The sequence below is a fragment of the Thalassospira sp. GO-4 genome (assembly GCF_023588965.1).
Lineage (GTDB): Bacteria > Pseudomonadota > Alphaproteobacteria > Rhodospirillales > Thalassospiraceae > Thalassospira > Thalassospira povalilytica.
The window spans coordinates 2,376,099-2,394,786 of record NZ_CP097807.1; the positions used below are offsets into that span (position 1 = coordinate 2,376,099).

The window sequence follows — 18,688 nt, forward strand, 5'->3', positions numbered from 1 at the left end:
TCGCATCATGACAAACGCGCCACGTTTCCCCGAAGAAATGGGTTTTTCCCAAGATAGCAGTCTGGAACGCGACGCCGCTCGCCTGGACGAATGCGTCGCGCGGCTGGCCGAAGCCCGCAAAATGGTTTCATCCATTATATTTGGGCAGAATGACGCCGTAGAGCAAACACTTATCGGCATTTTATCAGGTGGCCATGTCCTGATGGTCGGTGCGCCGGGGCTTGGCAAATCATTGCTGGCCCACACATTGGGCAAAGTTCTGGGGCTTCTGGACAAACGTGTTCAGTTCACCCCGGATTTGATGCCGGCCGATATTCTGGGTTCCGAAGTCCTTGAAGAAGGGGCCGACGGCAAACGTGCCTTCCGCTTTATCAAGGGACCGGTATTTTGCCAGTTGCTTCTGGCCGATGAAATCAACCGTGCCAGCCCCCGCACCCAGTCCGCCCTGTTGCAGGCGATGCAGGAACGCGAAGTATCGGTTGCCGGATACAGTCACAAGCTTCCCGAACCGTTCCACGTGGTCGCAACCCAGAACCCGCTTGAACAGGAAGGCACATATCCGCTGCCCGAAGCACAACTTGACCGTTTCCTGCTTGAAGTCCGGCTGGGATATCCGAATGCGGATGAAGAACGCAAAATCGTGACCGAAACCACCGGACGCTATCCCACCCGCCCGCGGCAGGTTCTTCAGGCCGACGATCTGGTCGAGGCACAGGACTTTGTCCGTCGTCTGCCGATGCCCGACCGGGTACTGGATACAATCATCGCGCTGTGTCGCGAATGCCGCCCCGAAAGCACATCAATTGCCGATATTCGCGACAATGTCGCCTGGGGGCCGGGCACCCGTGCGGCACAGGCGCTTTCGCTGGCATGTCGGGCACGTGCGATGCTGTTTGGCCGGTTTGCACCGTCACTTGAAGATATCGAAGAACTGGCCGTCCCGGTCCTGCGTCATCGATTTGGCCTGACCTATGGGGCCCGTGCCGAAGGCTTCACCGCCAAGGGCCTGATTACCGATGCGCTTGCCCACTTGCAGGAGAAACCATAATTGGCCGTCACTGCCGTGCATGATCATGTTGCTGCCGCACGTGCACTTGCCGCCCGGCTGCCCCAGCTGATTGATGAGTCGCGTCGCACTGCCATCAGTTTGCGCAGCGGCCTGCACGGCAATCGCAAAGTCGGCCCGGGCAGTGATTTCTGGCAATTCCGGCCCTATGTCCCCGGTGATCCGACCAACCAGATCGACTGGCGGCGATCCGCACGCAGCGATCATACCTTTATCCGCCAGACCGAATGGCAGGCCAGCCACAATTACTGGATCTGGCCAGTTTTATCGCCATCCATGTACTGGTCATCAAGTGACAAGATCCCCAGCAAAGCCGAACGTACCCTGATCATTTCGATCGCACTGGCAGATCTTCTGATTCGCAATGGCGAAACCGTTGGCACATTTGATGGTGAACGCACCCGCATCACATCGGCCGAACATCTTGAAAAACTTGCCCACGCGATGCTGGCAACCCCGCACAGTATTGCCGAACAGGGCGGAAGCATTCATGTCGGTCGCAAACATTCGATCCTGTTGCTTGGTGATTTTCTGGAATTTTCCGATCAGGGGGAAAAAGCCGGCAATGTGATCCGCCGTCTGGGCCAATACCAGAATGACGGTGCCTTGGTCCAAATTCTTGATCCGGCCGAAATATCCCCGCCATTTCGCGGGCGGATCAATCTGTTTGATACCGAAGATCAGATGATCTATCGCAGCGAACGTTTCGAAGACATCGCCGATGGCTTCAGACAGCGTGCACAAAAATGGCGGGCCTCGGTGCGCGATGCGGCACGCCACAATGACTGGCTTTATGACCGGCATGTCACATCGGAAAGTGCAAGCCCGACATTGCTTGCGCTGTATCAGCATCTTAGCGAACGGCAAAATCAAAGCGGGTCAAACGGCCGGGGACGCCCGACCCTGCATCGCCATAACCAGCAGGAGACGTCATGAGCCTTGCGGCCATCACATTCCTGCATCCGGCGATGCTGGCGGGCCTTATGGTTTTGCCGATTGTCTGGCTTTTGATCCGGTCGGCCCCGCGCGCACCCAAAAATGTGATCTTCCCGGCCGCACGTCTGTTGCGCGGCCTTAAAAGCCAACGCCGTGACATTCAACGTGCACCGATCTGGCAGACCATTTTACGCTGTATCATTCTGACCTTGCTGATTGTTGCAGCCGCCCGCCCGGTCATGAACCGCAATGACTTTACCGCCAATGACGGGGCCATTCTGATCATTGCCGATAACGGCTGGGAAAGTGCCGCGAACTGGACGCAATACCGCACCGCCCTGCAACAGATTGCCAATCAGGCCCGGTTTGATTTGCAGACCGTCTATCTGGCGCAAACCGCCCCCGAGGCTGCCGGGGCATCCACCTGGAAATTGCCGGAAATTGTCGGTCCGATATCGTCACAAGGAACGGAAAACCTGATTGACCGGCTGCATCCGCGCCCTTGGAATTCCGATTATGCCGCCCTGTCGGACCTGATTTCCGAAAATCCTGAAATGACCAATGCCATCGGCAGTATTTTGTGGCTGACCGATAATATGAACAGCCTGGGCAAAGCCGACATTGCCAGGGAACTTCTTGATGTTGCGCCAATCACCGTCATTTCACCGCCGCGCACTGACCGGATCGCCATTCGGGCCCTGACCCGGTCACGCACCGGAATGGTTGCAACCATCGCCCATGATCGCAGCGATACCCCGCGTGTGGTCAATCTTCTGGCGCGCGGGGATCGGGGAACGGTTCTTTTGCGCCACAGTGCGGAACTTGCCGCGAATACCGATCAAAGCGACATTGCGATCTTTTTGCCAAGCGACATCGCCAACGCCATTCAGGCGGTCGGCATCGAAGGCATTGAAAGTGCCGCGACCATGTATCAGACCGGGGCACGATGGCAACAACGGCGGGTTGGTGTGATTGTCAGTTCGGGCGACAGTCCCGGCGTATTGTCCGATCAGTATTTCTTCCTTGATCGAGCCTTGTCGCCCTATGCCGATGTTACATATGCCCCGCTTGGCCAGTTGCTTGAACAGAAGGTCGATATTCTGGTGGCAACCGGGCCGATTTCGGGTCTTGGCAGCCAGTTTGAAACCCTTGAACGCTGGGTCAATGACGGGGGGATGCTGGTGCGCTTTGCCGGTGACAGTTCCACTGAAATCGGCAATGAATTCCTTCCGGTGACCTTGCGGCTGGGCAACCGTGATTTTGGCGGGTCGATGTCATGGGAAAAACCCAAACGGCTGCTTGATTTCCCCGATAACAGCCCGTTTTACGGCATCACCATTCCAAGCGACATCACGGTCAACCGTCAGCTTCTTGCCGAACCGGACCCCGATATCCTTGGCAAAACATGGGCCCGCCTGACAGACGGAACCCCGTTGATCACCAGTGCGGCACGCAATTCGGGCCGGGTGGTTCTGTTTCATGTAACCCCATGGGCGGATTGGTCGAACCTTCCAATGTCGGGGCTTTTTGTTGAACTTTGGCAAAAGATCCTGCCCCTTGCCAGTCCGAGCAACCGGAACGATGCGGAGCTGAGCACAAGCCTTCCGCCCCAGTCGGTTCTGGACGGGTTCGGGCAAACCCATCAGCCTGATGCGCTGGTTTTACCGGTGCGTTCGCCACTGCCAGTACCCAATCCTCGTCATCCACCGGGCATCTATGGGGAAAACGGACAGGCCGTTGCGCTTAACCTTGGCCCGTCATTGACCAATATCGCCGATACCGTGGTTTGGCCATCCGGGGTCACCACGCACAAGATCACAAGTCAGGATCAGGTCGACCTTGCGGCATTGTGCCTGTTGGGGGCACTTTTGCTGTTGCTGGTTGATGCGTTGATCCTCCTTGCCCTTCATCATCTAAGCTTGCGCCGGAACAGCAAACGCAATGCATTTACCACCATCTTGCTGGTCGTCGGGATTTCCGGTGTTGCAACCGCCATGCTTTTGGCAACAAACGGAACCGGTCATGCGGCATCGGTTCAGGAAGCCGCCCTGCAACCGCGGCTTGCCTATCTCAAGACCGGTGTTGCGCCGGTCGATCGGCTTAGCCTTGCGGGGATGACCGGCCTTACAGAATATTTGCGCCGGCGCAGTGCCGCGGACCTTAACACGGTGGACGGGGTTGATCCGGAAACCGACGAGCTCAGTTTCTATCCGCTGATCTATTGGCCGCTTGTTGACGGACAGGCCGCGTTTTCCGAACGCGCGCGCGAACGGTTGAACCGCTATCTGAATAATGGTGGCATGATCCTGATCGATAGCCGCGACCGCGAAGTTCAGCCGGCCCGTCTGCGGCGCTTGCTGGCCGGGTTGGAAGTTCCGCTTCTTGATCGGGCGCCGGGCGACCATATTCTGTTTCGCAGTTTCTATTTGCTTGATCATGCCTATGGCCGGTTTTCGGCCCCGTTATGGCTAGATGCGCGGCCCAATCAACGCCTGGACGGGGTGGCGTCGGTATTGTTTGGGGGCAATGACTGGGCATCGGCCTGGATGATCCCGGAAGGGCGCGATGAAATCCGCACCGAAGACATCGCCCCGCGTCAGCGCGAACTGGCCGTGCGTTTTGGCATCAATCTTGTGATGTATGCGCTGACGGGCAGTTACAAGGGCGATCAAGTGCACCTGCCCGCCATACTTGAAAGGCTTGGCCGATGAAACAGGGATGGCAGAATTTCCAGATTGCACCGTTGCTTGACGTCACCCTGCTGCAAGGTCTTGCATTGCTGTGCCTGGCGGCAATCATCCTGTTTACCCTGTTGCGGTTACGCGGCACGGTTTGGCGGGCGGTTGTGATGGTTCTGGTGTTGCTGGCATTGCTTGCACCGCAATTTACCGACCGCGAAAGCGAAAAGCTTAGCGACATTATCCTGGTTCTGGTCGACAGAACCGCCAGTCAGCGCATCGCAAACCGGGCGGCACAAACCGATGCCGCCATCGCCGAAATCAGGGACCGTTTCGCCGATGACCCGTCAGTCGAACTGCGCATCGAAGAAGTCAGCGGTGAAACCGACACCCGGATGTTTGCCGTTCTCGACCGGCTTTTGGGCGGAATTCCGCGTGAACGTCTTGGCGGGGTGATGATGATCACCGACGGCCAGGTCCATGATGTCCCGACCCGTCTTGATCTCGGCGCGCCGTTGCATGTCCTGATCAGCGGGGCGCGCGATGAACGCGACCGGCGTCTGGTCATTCGCCAAAGTGCCGATTACGGCATTGTCGGCAAACAGGCCGAGTTCATGATCGAGGCCATTGACCATGACCTTCCGCCGGGAACGGCAATTCCGGTTCGGATGCTTCTGGAAGACGGCACCGAAGACGAAATTCTTCTTCCGGCCAATGAAGAAAGCCGGGTCAGTATCCCGGTACCGCATGCCGGTTCGGTTCTGGCGGAATTGCGCATGGAAGATGCCCCCGAAGAAACCGACAAAAGCAACAATCGCCTGATCCTTGAAACCACCGGCGTGCGTGACCGGTTGCGGGTGTTGTTGCTCTCAGGCGAACCCCATCCGGGGGAACGTGCATGGCGCAATCTATTGCGCGCGGACCCCGGTGTTGATCTTGTGCATTTCACCATTTTGCGGCCCCCCGAAAAGGGCGATGACACCCCGATCAATGAACTTGCCCTGATCCCGTTTCCGATCCGTGATTTGTTTGAGGTCCGTCTGCGGCAATTTGATCTGATCATTTTTGACCGCTATCAGATGCGTGGTGTTTTACCGCCCCACTATCTTGAAAAGGTGGTGGATTATGTCCGTTGGGGCGGGGCGGCACTTGTTGTTGCCGGCCCCGAATATATCGGCCCGGATGGCCTTTCAAGCACAGCGCTTGACAAGCTGATGCCTGCCGAGGCGACCGGACGGATCGTTGAACAACCCTTTGTCCCGCGCGTCAATGCGGCCGGCCGGTTGCATCCGGTAACTGCCGCGATTGCCGGATCGCCAACCACGCCCCCAAAATGGGGCCGCTGGTATCGTCAGATCGAAACCCGGGTGTCGGACCCCGATGCCATGACCCTTTTAACCGGGGCCGATGAAATGCCGCTTCTGACCTTGCAACGGGTCGAAGAAGGCCGGGTCGCGATGCTGAGTACCGATCAGATGTGGTTATGGCAGCGCGGGCATGACGGGGGCGGACCGGTGGCCGAACTTTTGCGCCGCCTGTCCCACTGGCTGATGAAGGAGCCCGCCCTTGATGAAAACACCGTCACCACAACGCGTAGCCCGGATGGCGAAAGCCTTATTCTGAACTGGCGTAAAATCGGTGCGGCACCGGAAATGGCCAATGTCATCAATCCGGAAACCGGCGAACAGATCAATGCCCGGTTCGAACAGCTTCCCGATCAGTCATGGCATGCAACGGTTCCGATTGCCGAACGCGGTCTGATCCGGGTGGGGGTACGCGACCGCAATGACCGGCGGCAAACCGCCTTGCATGTTGACCGCGATGTTCTGACACCTGAAACCCAGAACACCAATTCAACACCGGAACTTCTGGCCGAACTTGTCGCGGCGAATGACGGCTTTATCGGCCGGATCGAAGACGGCCTTCCGGATTTCCGCCAGGTGCCCGATGACCGTGTCCGGCATGGCAGCAACTGGGCCGGATTTGTTGAAACCGACAGCTACAAAACCGTCATTGGCGGGATCACCAATCTGTTGCCGCTACCTGTGATTGCGCTTCTGATCGGGGGGATTTGTCTGTTGGGATGGCGGGCTGAAAGCAACTAGGCCGCTGATCGCCATATCTGATCACACGATCACCTATCGCAATGTGACCAGTCGATCTGTGCCTTCCGGCCCCGGGTCACGGACCGTACTGATTGCAATGCCCTGCCCCCGACGCACAGATGATTGCCATGTTGCACGCCTTCTGATCCGGTGCTTGCCGGTGTTAACAGGCCAGCTTCGTTACGGTGCGGGACGTTGACGGCCGCGGCCCTGTTTATATTCGTGACAGGCGGCCTGATGGAAATTGCACAAGCCGCCGCGGAATTTCTCGACCAGAAAATCGATAAAGACACGGACCTTGCTGGGCAGATGGCGACGTTCCGGATAAACGGCATAGATCCCGCCATTGTTAAGCGGGTCGTAATCCTTGAGAATTCGGACAAGGCGGCCTTCGCTTAGTGCTTCGGCGACAATGAATTCCGGTTCACGCGCAATGCCAAGCCCGCGAATGGCCGCGATCGAGGTGAATTCACCATTATTGCACGACATGACCGGATTGACCCGCACCGTAACCGGGCCGTCCGGCCCTTCGAAATCCCAGATATTCGGGCTAGCAACGTTGGTATAGGCCAGGGTCTTGTGATCAGCCAGTTCCTGGGGAGTTTTGGGTTCACCAAACTGTTCAAGATAGGCCGGTGCAGCAACCACATGCCCGGTATAATCGGCAAGCTTGCGCGCGATCATGCTGGAATCCTTAAGCCGGGTGATACGGATCGCCATATCGAACCCTTCGGCCACCAGATCGACCATATGGTCGGCCAGATGAATATCCACATGCAGCCCCGGATACATTTCCATGAATTCGGTCACCAGTTGCGGCAAATACATCTGGCCAAATGTCAGCGGAGCAGAAATACGAAGAGTGCCGCGCGGCGTACCGCGCAAATCAGTCAGCGCATGTTCAGCCGTTTCGATTTCTTCGACGACGCGTGCACAATGCTGATAGAAAGTTGATCCGGCATCGGTCAGGCTAAGACGACGGGTGGTACGATTGAGCAACCTGATACCAAGACTGTCTTCAAGCTTGGTAACATGCTTGCTGACAGCAGATTTCGACATGCCAAGCTTGCGCGCCGCACCGGAAAAACTGCTTTCTTCGACGACACGGGCGAAAACGGTCATTCCGTCCAGATTACCGATCAACATGATGATACTCCTGATCGTATCGCAACCCGACTGTTGCGTATTGGGAAACAAATAAATCTCACAACAGCGGATTGTCTTCAACGCGGAAATGGCAACAATAGCTGAAACAGCAAAATTTCCGGTCTGCCTGATATGACCCGATCGGTCACCGGCAGACCAAAAAATCGGAGAGAGAAATGGGCCAACTGGTAGACGGCGTCTGGCAAACGGAGTCCCTGCTTGCCAAGAACCGCAACGGTAAATTCAACCGGCAGGATTCAGCTTTCCGCAATTGGCTGTCGGCCGATCCCGATGCAGAATTTCCCGCAGAGCCCGGGCGTTATCATCTCTATGTTTCCTATGCCTGCCCGTGGGCACATCGCACCCTGATCTTTCGCGCGATCAAGGGCCTTGAAGGAATGATTTCGGTCTCGGTCGTGCATTGGCATATGGGCGATGACGGCTGGCAGTTTTCACCAGAAGACGGTTTCATCGATGATCTGGGCAACCATGCGCTGCTTCATCAGGTCTATACCGCAGCCAAACCCGACTACACCGGCAAGGTCACCGTGCCGGTCCTGTGGGATAAGAAATCGGGCCGTATTGTCAGTAACGAGTCATCGGAAATCATCCGCATGCTCAATACCGCGTTTGATGGCCATGGCGCCAAGGAAGGCGATTATTACCCCGAAGATCTGCGCAGTGAAATTGATGCGGTCAATGACCGGGTTTATCACGATGTGAATAACGGGGTTTACAAATCGGGCTTTGCCACCAGCCAGTCGGCCTATGAAGAGGCCGTCACCACCCTTTTTGACACGCTGGACTGGCTTGAAGACCGGTTGGGCCAACAGCCCTACCTTGCGGGCGAGAAGCTGACAGAAGCCGATTGGCGGCTGTTCCCGACCCTGTTGCGGTTTGATGCGGTCTATCACGGGCATTTCAAATGCAATCGCAAGATGCTGCACGAATATCCCAATCTCTGGAATTACACCAAGGCGCTTTATCAGCATCCGGGCGTCCGCCAGACGGTACATTTCGACCATATCAAGAACCACTATTACCAAAGCCACCCGTCCGTTAACCCATCCGGGGTGGTGCCGGTCGGTCCTGATCTTGATTTTGATGGTCCCCATGATCGCGACCGCTTTTAAGGGCGTGGTCACCTGAACGTTTAACCCCGCCCCCTGCCAGCCTGGACGCATCGATACCGTGCCGCGATTTGATCAGCCACCGGCATCCGGACAAACAAAAACCCCGCAAGCAATGCTTGCGGGGTTTTCAATTTCCGAAAACGGAAACTCTTAGTTCAGGCGACCTTTGATTTCCGCAATCGCGTTGTTCACCAACTCGTCTGCCTTGGCACCGGAAACCTTGTCAGTAACAAGGGCGGTGGTTGCCTTTGCTGCGATTTCGGCGACATGCGCACGAACTTCGGCAATGGCCTGGCTTTCAAGGTTGGAGATACGTTCCAGAGCCTGCTGTTCACGGCGTTTGAGTGCCGCTTTGAGCTCAGCCTGGGCGCTTTCAAGCATACGGTCGGCTTCTGCCTTGGCATGCGCGCGGATCTCGTCAGCTTCCTTCAGGGCTTCGCGCTGTTTGGCCTGATAATTGGCCAGAAGCTCCTGGGCCTCTTCGCGAAGACGCTGAGCTTCGTCCAGCTCGTCAGAGATCTTCTGTGCACGTTTATCAAGTGCGCTCGAGATGCCCTTAACAGCCTTGAAACCGCCAAAACCGGCGACCAGGACGAAAGAAAGCGTAGTCCAGGTGTATGGATCGGTAAGGAAAGTAACCTCTTGGGTTGCCATTGTCTTACTCTCCTACAATCGCCGAAACAGCCTTGTCGGCAGTTTTGGCCTGAACCTTGACACCGATAAGTTTTTCGGTTGCTTCGCGGGCGATTTCCGAAGCTGCTTCTGCAACACCGGTCAGCGCGTCCGTTTTGGCATCCGCAATTGCCTTTTCGGCATCAGATGTCTTTTTAGACAGCTTCTTGACCAGTGCTTCGGTTTTTTTGGCTTGCTCTGCAGCAGCCTTTTCCGACGCTTCGCGAATGTCTGCCTGGGCGGCATCACGAGCTTCTGCCAAAGCAGCCTCGTATTTCGCGATGGCGGCATCGGTTTCGTCTTTCAACGCCCGTGCCTTGCCAAGGTTGTCTTCGATGGTTTTCTGACGGCGCTCAAGCACTTCACCAACTTTCGGCAGCGCGATTTTCGACATCAGGAAATACAAGACGGCGAAAATGACGAACAGCCAGAAGATCTGTGCAGAGAACGTCGCAATATCAAACTGCGGCATAGCCTACTCCCGAATTCAACGACACCGGCGAGGGGGTCCCTCGCCGGGCCGTGTATTCGCTCAAAAGGCGCCGATTAGACGAACAGAACGATCAGCGCAACGACGAGTGCGAACAGTGCAATAGCTTCGGTAACAGCAAAGCCGATCCAGCCATACAGTTCAACGTCGCCTTTTGCAGCCGGGTTACGGCCAACAGTCGCAATCAGGCTCGACCAGATGTTACCAACACCAATACCGGCACCAATCATGCCAATAGCAGCCAGGCCAGCACCGATCATCTTAGCAGCATCGAGTTCCATAACTTCACCCTTTCGAATTTCTTAAAGGCAATCAGAAGAGATCACACCAAACCACATACATCAGTGCATGTGGATTGCATCATGGAGATAGATGCAGGTGAGAATTGTGAACACATAAGCCTGAAGCGCAGCAATGCCGAACTCCAGAACAGTAATCCCCGTCAGCAGCGCAAACGGAAGCACGCCGAGAATGCCAATCAGGCCGACGAACCCACCGATAACTTTCAGCATGATGTGGCCGACGGTCATGTTTGCAAACAGTCGGATAGCCAGGCTGAACGGACGAGAGAAATAGGAGATGATTTCAATCGGGACCAGAATGATCGCGGTCGCAATCGGCGCACCTTCAGGGAAGAACATCCGAAGGTAATGCGTGCCATGACGCATGAAGCCGATGATCGTCACACCGATGAAGATCACCAGAGCCAGCGCGAAGTTAACCGCGATGTGGCTCGTGAAAGTAAAGCTGTGCGGGATCATGCCAAGCAGGTTCCCGAACATGACAAACATGAACAACGTGAAAATGAACGGGAAGTACTTGCGACCCGCGCTTCCGACGTTATCTTTGAGCATATTGGCGACGAATTCGTACATCACCTCGGCAGCACCCTGCCAGCGACCCGGGACCAATGCACCGCGACGCATGGACAGCGTCATAAAGCACGTTACGAGAACGGCTGCGAATACCATCCAAAGTGCGGAGTTGGTGAAGGAAATATCAATGCCGCCAAGCGAAAGCTCGGCCAAGGGCTTGATTTCAAACTGCTCTAGCGGTCCAGCCACCGTAATCCTCGCTCAATATTATAAGGCTTCGGGATTATTTCCCGTCCCCCTGCTTGTGCTCCCTCATCGCACGACCAAGTCCGACAGCACTGTCATAGCCCTTGGCAACACGATAAGCGTTCAAGCCTCCGGCACCTGCCCCGAGAAAGACAAACAGAACAAGCAGCCAAGGCGTCGTATCAAGCACCCGATCCAGCGCCCAGCCAATCAGCAAGCCAACAAGAACAGCAGCGATCATTTCCGCCGAAATTCTCATGCCAAGTGCCATCCCCTGGGATGGTTTGCCAGTCGCCCGGTTCGGGCCGTGCTTCTCTTCGCGTTTGCCTGCTACAGCTGCCAGCTTGCTTTCAAGCTCTTCTAATGAAGCGCGATCTTTGTCATCGCTCATTGTCGTGAACCCCGCTTTGGCAACCTTGCAAACGTCGCAAGGAAATGCGCGGGCAACATACTTAGCACCCCATGGGCTGTCAAGCTGTAAAACCCCGCCTGCGAAGGAGGGTCAAAACGCCAATAATTCTTTTTATTACAATAAGTTATATTGAATTATGTGAAGGAAAACACTTTTGCACTTAGGCAATAGTCGCAGACGAATTTGCCCGGGCTTTGGCAATCACGCCAGCTACAACCGGCAGTTTCCCTTGGTTATCATGTGTTTGGCCTGAAACTGCACAACCGGTTGCAATGTGATCTAATTTCACACAGGCCGGTGATTTTCACCTTTTTTGGTCGATATTTTACGACCTTGGCGTCTGTTTTGACGACCAATTGCACCGCAGGTTGGTCGATTCACGCCGCCAACATATCGCAATCGGGAATCACTACCGGCGTGCCTATTGCTTGCGAACCGTCAGCTGGCGTTCACTTTCAGCTTTTTGCCAACCATCCGGCCTGCTGGCCAGCATCCAGTCGAACTTGTGAAACAGTGCCCACACAGCGCCAAGCGTGTTGATGGCAATCGAATTCATATCGATCGGCTGTTTATCAAGGATATCATCGCGCAAGATCCGGACAAGATCGGCGACCGTGTTCTTGCCGTCAAAGACCGCCAAAAGCCGCGCCAGATCAGGTCCCCCTGTCAGGTCGACGGCATTGCCGCTGCCATCTTCGATCAGAACGGGCTGCCCGGCCAGGGCAACAAGATCATCAAAGAAGGACGGGGTCGGTTTGACAAAGAAATAAGGCGCAAGATCCCCATCGGGCAGCATTTCAGCCGCCTGGGCGCGATCATCCCGGGTCAGGTAAAAAGCATGAAGCGGCATCGCACCGCTGTATCGTTCGCAAAATGCCTGCTGATCACGAAGCGGCATGGCCGACAGTTCGCGCAACAAAGCCGGATCACGCACCAGATTGCCGATCGCATAATGCGCCTTTCCCGTGCCACCAAAACCGAAAAATCCGGTAAAGGCCGCAACATGCAAATCAGCCGATGCGGCAAAGTCATAGACGCCGTGCACGTCATAGGCACATTCAACAGGATGCAACAGCAAATCGACAATTTCGGGATCGTTTTCAAGCAAACCTTTGATAAAGCCCGGACCGCCCCCCATCTTGAGCAACATGTTGTCTTCGGGCAAATTGCCCAGCAGCTTGCACGTCATGGCAAGCTGTTCGGACAGGTCCTTGTTGTTCAGAAGCGGTTCGATCATTTTGCGCCATTCGGTCACGGCAAGACGCCCATGTTCGCCATAAACCATCACCCCCATCGCACCATCGGGCTTCAGAACCGACGCCAGATCACGAAGCCCTTCCTTTGGGTCTTCAAGATGATGGAGAACCCCGGCGCAATTGATGTAGTCAAACCGGTCGGGTTTTGAGGCAGCAAATTCGGAAATGGTCGCGTTGACATAGATGACATTTTCAAGGCCGCGGGCCTCGGCACGGGCGCGTGCGACCCGGGTGCTTGCCTCGGACGGCTCAAGATAGGTCACCGATCCACCAACGTCGCGCAGCTGTTCGGCAAGCCAGATCATCGCATCGCCCGTTCCGCCCCCGGCAACAAGGGCGCGGAAAGATGCATCAATCACCTTTGTCCCGCCAAAGCAGTAATGATTGACGCGCGACAGGGTATCAAGCGGCGGCATCAACAAACGGTCTTTTTCCTCCTGCGGGTCGCGCAGCGGATAGGGAAACTGTTCGTAAAGTTCGCGCACTTTCTGGGACATCAATCTATTCACCGTCATTGAATTTCAATGCCGGTGTAACATTGACGGTCCTATCAGTTCATTAATTTCCGATAATCTAATCACTGGATGGTGTTCACGGGCACGATCATCAGCTCGTGAAATCAAGCTCGGTCTGTTCTTTTTTCGAATAGACTTCGGCCTGATGCAGATCGACCGATACCAGTGATGACACCCCGCGTTCGGCCATCGTCACCCCGAACAGACGGTTCATGCGGGCCATGGTCATACGGTGGTGCGTAATGACCAGGAAGCGGGTATTGGCATGACGGCCAATTGCTTCGAGCAGTTTGCAGAAACGGTCAACGTTGGCGTCATCAAGCGGTGCGTCAACTTCGTCAAGCACGCAGATCGGGGCCGGGTTGGTCAGGAACACTGCAAACAGCAAGGCAACCGCGGTCAGGGCCTGTTCACCACCAGACAACAGCGACAGATGCTGAAGCTTCTTGCCCGGCGGGGATGCCATGATTTCAAGCCCGGCTTCAAGCGGATCGTCGGCATCGGTCAGCATCAGATGCGCACCACCGCCACCAAACAGGCGGACAAACAATTGCTGGAAATGTTTGTCGACTTCGTCAAACGCCGTCTTGAGACGTGCACGTGCTTCGCGATTGAGCTGATTGATACCATTGCGCAACTTTTCAATGGCAGCAATCAAATCATCGCGTTCCGACACCATGGTGTCTTTCTGTTCCTGCAATTCTGCCAGTTCGACTTCGGCACGCAGGTTCACCGCCCCAAGATTTTCGCGTTCGCGCGACTGGCGTTGCAGGCGGGCTTCGATATCGGCCTCGGCCGGGAGTTCCTTGGTCAGATCAATCTGGCCAAGTTCAACCAGCTGGTCCGGCGTTGCATTGACGCGTTCGCGGATACGCTCGATCAAATCGCGGCGATGTTGTTCGGCCTGTTCAAGCAATGCCTCACAGCGCACGCGGCCCTCTCGGGCTTCGGCCAGTTTCTGTTCAGCTTCCTTAAGATTATGGTCGGCTTCGCGCTGGGCATTTTCGGCCTTTTGCAGTTCGTCGGCCGCGTCCTTGCGGGTCTGATCGGCCAGTTCGATCCGGTCCGACAGGATCGCACGGCGTTCTTCGATCTCTTCGGGCTTGAGTTCAAGCTCCTCGATCTCCATGCGGGCTTCTTCCTGACGGTCGCGCAATTCGGCAACACGTTCCCCCGCGCCTGACGCACGTTCGTTCCAGGTCGCAATTTCGTTTTCAACAAATTCAAGACGCTTGCGCCGGCCCGACATTGCACTTTGCATGCGTTCCAGCATGCTTCTCGCTTCCATCTGATCGGCACGGGCATCGGAAAGATTGGCACGCTGTTCGATCAGCTCGGCCTTGATTTCCATCAGACCTTCGCTGCTTTCTTCAGGCAGTGCTGACAGCTCTTCCTGTTCGGCGATGACTTCATCAAGGTCCTGCTTGGCTCGCTTTTCGGCTTCTTCGGCGTTTTGCAGGCGGCTTTCAATGGCGCTGGCGTCGCGTTTGATATTGGCGATTTCTTCACGTGCACGCGACAGCGTTCCTTCGGCTTCGCGCACTGCACGATGGGCTTCCTGTTCGTCGGTGCGGGCGGCTTCGATTTCTTCATCAAGCCGTTCGACATTTTCAGTCGCAATTTCCGAACGCTCAAGTGAGGCTTCGACCACGGCATCGGCTTCTTCAAGTTCGCCGCGCAATTCTTCAAGCCGGTTGCGTTGACGCAAACGCACTGCTGCGGGCAATTCGGCCCCGGCCAGAATGCGATACCCGTCCCAACGCCAAAGCGCCCCTTCGCGCGACACCAGCCGCTGCCCGACTTTCAAATTCTTGGACAGGAAGTTACCCGTGGCATCATCGTCAACAATCCCGATCTGCCAAAGACGGCGGTTCAAAAGTGCCGGGGCTTCGACAAATTTGGCAAGTGCGGTCACACCATCGGGCAAGGCCGGATCATCGGTTGCCGGATCAATCGCTGACCAATGCATCGGCGCATCGGCGGCATCGGGCGCATCAAGATCTTCGCCAAGGGCCGCTGCCATCGCCAGTTCAAGACCGCTTTGCACGGTGATGTCTTCGATCACGCCAGAATATTTGTCGTCATCGCCGCCCTTAAGCAGACTTTCCAGCGCTTCGATTTCCGCCATCAGGCGGGCCTTGCGGCTTTCGGCATCGCGCAGGGCATCACGTGCATCGCTTTCGGCCGTTTTAAGACTGTCTTCGCGGTCGCGCATTTCCGCCAGCCGCATTTCGGCTTCTTCGACTGCCATCTTGCGCTGTTCGCAAAGCTCTTCGCATTCTTCAAGATGCATGTTTGCTTCTTCAAGGGCCTCGGTAAAGTCGGCCTCGATGCGGATATCATCAAGCTTTGCCACTGCCTCGTCATGGCGTTCGGTCAAACGGTTGCGGCGCGCATTAAGTTCGCTCAGGCGTTGCTGAACGGATTTAAGACGGGCTTCTTCCTCGGCGACCTTGCTGGTCAATGCTTCGACCGCACCTTCGAGTTCTTCGACACGGATGGCCTTTTCAGCGGCAATTTCACGGGCTTCGTCAAGCTCGTCATCTTCGCCGCCCTGGGCTTCGCTGAGTTCTTCGCGTTCACGTTTAAGCTTTTCAAGCGCGCCCTGGGCATCACTTGCCAGTTCGGCTTCGCGGGCAAGGTCGGCGTCAATTTGCTGAATGCGCGCACGAAGCTGGCTCATCTGGGTTTCGATCTGTGCCTTGTCTTTATCAAGGCCTTCGCGTTCGATCAAAAGTCGTTGCAGGGCGGCAGCAGCATCGGCTTCCTTTTTGCGCAAATCGGGAAGACTTGCGGCAATATGGGCCTGCACCGTTGTCGCCTCGGTCACTGACGAGGTCAGATCACGGACCGCACTTTCGCCCGCGACCAGCAATTCACGCGCATCATTCTGGCGTTTCTGTGCATCGGTCCAGCGGATATGGAACAGCAATGCCTCTGTCTGGCGGATGCTTTCGGACAGTTTGCGATATCGTTCGGCCTGACGGGCCTGCTTTTGCAAACTGGCAATCTGGCCATCAAGCTGCACCAGAACGTCTTCAAGACGTTCCATATTCTGTTCGGCGTTCTTAAGACGCAATTCGGCTTCGTGGCGGCGTGAATGAAGACCGGTGATGCCGGCTGCTTCTTCCAGGATCAGGCGCCGCTGGATCGGTTTTGCCCCGATAAGCGCACCGATCTTGCCCTGGGACACCATGGCATTTGATCGCGCACCGGTCGCGGCATCGGCAAACAGCAACTGCACGTCGCGTGCGCGGACATCCTTGCCATTGACCTTGTAATTCGATCCGCCGCCGCGTTCGATGCGCCGGGTCACTTCAAGAAGATCGAAATCATTGAACATGGCCGGAGCTTTGCGTTCGCTGTTATCGAGCGTCACGGAAACTTCGGCCACATTGCGCGCAGGACGGGACGATGTCCCGCCGAAGATAACGTCGGACATGTCGGAGCCGCGCATCTGCTTGGCCGATGTTTCACCCATCACCCAGCGCAGTGCTTCAACAAGATTGGATTTGCCACAGCCATTCGGGCCGACAACACCTGTCAGCCCGTCTTCAACCAGCAAGTCTGTTGAATCGACGAAGGATTTGAACCCCGTCAGCCGTAGCGATTTAAACTGGACCAATCATGTCCCCCGGTCCGACCTCTGCCCCTGTTGCCGGACACCGCAATACGGTATCCGGCGAAATTGTTTTGCTTAGTCGATAAGATCTTCGACTTTTTCGATGAAGAATTCTGCTTCACGGGCACCGGCAATGGTTTCACCATCAAGGATGAAGCTCGGTGTCGAAGAAACGTTGAATTCCTGTTCGCCTTTCATGCGCGATGCAACGATGGCATCGATCATTGCCTGATCGGCAAGGCAGGCATCAACCGCGTCGCTGTTCATGCCCCCGAAACGCACGACCTGTTTGATGCCTTCGATCGGGTCTTCCGAACGCGCCCAGCTCAACTGCGATTTGAACAGCATGCTTAGAACACCGAAATAACGATCATCACCGGCACACTGGGCAACGGCGGCTGCGCGCAACGCAACAGCATCAAGCGGATAGTCGCGGAAAACCAGCTTCAGCTTGCCGGTATCAATCAGCTTTTCCTTGATCTCGGGCAGAACCTCATTGTGGAAGGCTGCACAATGCGGGCAGGTCAAAGACGCATATTCAATCATGGTTACCGGGGCATTTTCATCACCCAGTACATGTTCTTTCCATTCTGTTGCATGTGCCTGCTGGGTCCCAACGACACCAAGTGCAATCAGAAATGCACCTGCAAGAAACTTAACCGCCTTTAGCAAGGAAACCTCCGTTAAAACAAAGTTTTGTGATTACAAGCCTGTTGCAGCGCGGGAGTCAACACACGCCACAAAACGGCTATTGCACCAACGAGTCGCCAAGGTCGCGTGAAAATGCGGCAAGACCGTGTTCGTTCATTTCAGGAAACTGATTCGATATTTGCAACACGCCAGCCCCGCCATCCAGCACACCGCCCAACCATGTCGGCATGCACGCAAAGCATCCCGCGCCCATTATGGAAATATACAATCCGGGTTGATTACTTTTTGCCGGTTTTGGGTTTGAGCCCGCCCGTCGCACCGGCGATATGACGACCAAGCCGGGTCAGAACTTCACGCAGATGCGGGTCTTCGATCTTGTCGATGCTGGCCTGGTTGTTTTTTGCGATATTGCCTTCGGGAACACTGGTTGGCACATGAACCGTGCGTTCGGGTCGGGAAATATCGCCCTGCATCATCTTGATGCGGTCCACCGCCCGATACCCGAAATAGGTATTCACCCGGTCAATGATCTGGGGCATGCGATGTTGCAGTTCGATCGCGACCGGGCCGGTGACACGGATCACCAGCGTTCCGCCACCGGCATTTTCGCCGCGCGGCGGGGAATATTTCACCGGCATGGTGAATTGTTCAAGGTCCCGCCCGACGATTTCGGCCCAATGCAGGATGATTTCCGTCTGGAAAAAACCGCGTTTCCGAACCAGCGGCCGGGTCAGGTTCCCGACCAGCGGCGCGACATTGCGCAAGCCCATCCGGCGTTCGGAACTGCCCATCGGGGTGATGTTCTGACGTTTCTTGACCGCGTTTTTTGCAGCAACCGACGCGGAAGTCTGATCCGCACCGGCAGATGTTTTCGTAACAGCCATATCTTTTTGCTTGCTCAAGCCCGGTTCTTTCGTAGGGTCACTCGCAGATTCCAATCACAAC

15 protein-coding genes are annotated in these 18,688 nt (G+C 55.9%); 5 read left to right on the forward strand and 10 right to left on the reverse strand.

Going from position 1 to position 18,688, the window contains the following annotated elements; translation table 11 throughout:
• The first annotated feature begins 7 nt into the window (after nt 1-7).
• From M9H61_RS11010 to M9H61_RS11025, 4 genes are read left to right on the forward strand one after another with little or no spacing between them, the layout of a single operon-like run.
• Nucleotides 8-1,048: a MoxR family ATPase gene (locus M9H61_RS11010; RefSeq protein WP_068519779.1), complete on the forward strand. Its 1,041-nt coding sequence runs from the start codon at nt 8-10 to the stop codon at nt 1,046-1,048.
• On the forward strand, nt 1,049-2,002 hold the full coding sequence (locus M9H61_RS11015; protein WP_250280432.1) for a DUF58 domain-containing protein: 954 nt from the start codon (nt 1,049-1,051) through the stop codon (nt 2,000-2,002). It abuts the gene before it with no gap.
• Nucleotides 1,999-4,713 (forward strand): DUF4159 domain-containing protein, encoded by a 2,715-nt coding sequence (locus M9H61_RS11020; protein WP_250280434.1) that lies wholly within the window; start codon nt 1,999-2,001, stop codon nt 4,711-4,713. Before M9H61_RS11015 ends, M9H61_RS11020 begins: the two co-directional genes overlap by 4 nt.
• Nucleotides 4,710-6,785, forward strand: a complete 2,076-nt coding sequence (locus M9H61_RS11025; protein ID WP_250280436.1) for a hypothetical protein — start codon at nt 4,710-4,712, stop codon at nt 6,783-6,785. Before M9H61_RS11020 ends, M9H61_RS11025 begins: the two co-directional genes overlap by 4 nt.
• A gap of 180 nt (nt 6,786-6,965) precedes the next feature.
• Here M9H61_RS11025 and M9H61_RS11030 read toward each other — a convergent pair whose 3' ends face one another.
• Entirely contained in the window at nt 6,966-7,931 is a 966-nt protein-coding gene (locus M9H61_RS11030) for a LysR family transcriptional regulator (protein ID WP_068519783.1), read from the reverse strand.
• A gap of 176 nt (nt 7,932-8,107) precedes the next feature.
• Here M9H61_RS11030 and M9H61_RS11035 point away from each other — a divergent pair, with 176 nt between their 5' ends.
• On the forward strand, nt 8,108-9,064 hold the full coding sequence (locus M9H61_RS11035) for a glutathione S-transferase family protein (RefSeq protein WP_250280438.1): 957 nt from the start codon (nt 8,108-8,110) through the stop codon (nt 9,062-9,064).
• A gap of 150 nt (nt 9,065-9,214) precedes the next feature.
• On the opposite strand, the gene M9H61_RS11040 is transcribed toward M9H61_RS11035, so the two are convergent.
• The 9 genes from M9H61_RS11040 to M9H61_RS11080 form a co-directional block, all read right to left on the reverse strand.
• Nucleotides 9,215-9,718, reverse strand: coding sequence for a F0F1 ATP synthase subunit B (locus tag M9H61_RS11040; protein WP_068519785.1), 504 nt, complete (start codon nt 9,716-9,718; stop codon nt 9,215-9,217).
• 4 nt (nt 9,719-9,722) lie between these two features.
• Nucleotides 9,723-10,208 carry a hypothetical protein gene (locus tag M9H61_RS11045; RefSeq protein WP_101247207.1) on the reverse strand — a complete coding sequence of 162 codons (486 nt, stop codon included), beginning with the start codon at nt 10,206-10,208 and terminating at the stop codon, nt 9,723-9,725.
• A gap of 74 nt (nt 10,209-10,282) precedes the next feature.
• Nucleotides 10,283-10,507, reverse strand: a complete 225-nt coding sequence (locus tag M9H61_RS11050; protein WP_033068123.1) for an ATP synthase subunit C family protein — start codon at nt 10,505-10,507, stop codon at nt 10,283-10,285.
• Nucleotides 10,508-10,567: 60 nt separating this feature from the next.
• Nucleotides 10,568-11,290 carry a F0F1 ATP synthase subunit A gene (locus tag M9H61_RS11055; protein WP_068519787.1) on the reverse strand — a complete coding sequence of 241 codons (723 nt, stop codon included), beginning with the start codon at nt 11,288-11,290 and terminating at the stop codon, nt 10,568-10,570.
• 34 nt (nt 11,291-11,324) lie between these two features.
• On the reverse strand, nt 11,325-11,678 hold the full coding sequence (locus M9H61_RS11060; protein WP_068519788.1) for an AtpZ/AtpI family protein: 354 nt from the start codon (nt 11,676-11,678) through the stop codon (nt 11,325-11,327).
• 442 nt (nt 11,679-12,120) lie between these two features.
• Entirely contained in the window at nt 12,121-13,452 is a 1,332-nt protein-coding gene (locus M9H61_RS11065) for a bifunctional 2-polyprenyl-6-hydroxyphenol methylase/3-demethylubiquinol 3-O-methyltransferase UbiG (RefSeq protein WP_250280440.1), read from the reverse strand.
• A 109-nt stretch (nt 13,453-13,561) separates the two neighbouring features.
• Entirely contained in the window at nt 13,562-17,095 is a 3,534-nt protein-coding gene (gene smc / locus M9H61_RS11070; protein WP_250280442.1) for a chromosome segregation protein SMC, read from the reverse strand.
• Between the two features lie 72 nt (nt 17,096-17,167).
• On the reverse strand, nt 17,168-17,764 hold the full coding sequence (locus tag M9H61_RS11075) for a thioredoxin domain-containing protein (RefSeq protein WP_068519791.1): 597 nt from the start codon (nt 17,762-17,764) through the stop codon (nt 17,168-17,170).
• Between the two features lie 257 nt (nt 17,765-18,021).
• Entirely contained in the window at nt 18,022-18,627 is a 606-nt protein-coding gene (locus tag M9H61_RS11080) for a DUF721 domain-containing protein (protein ID WP_250280445.1), read from the reverse strand.
• Between the last annotated feature and the right edge of the window lie 61 nt (nt 18,628-18,688).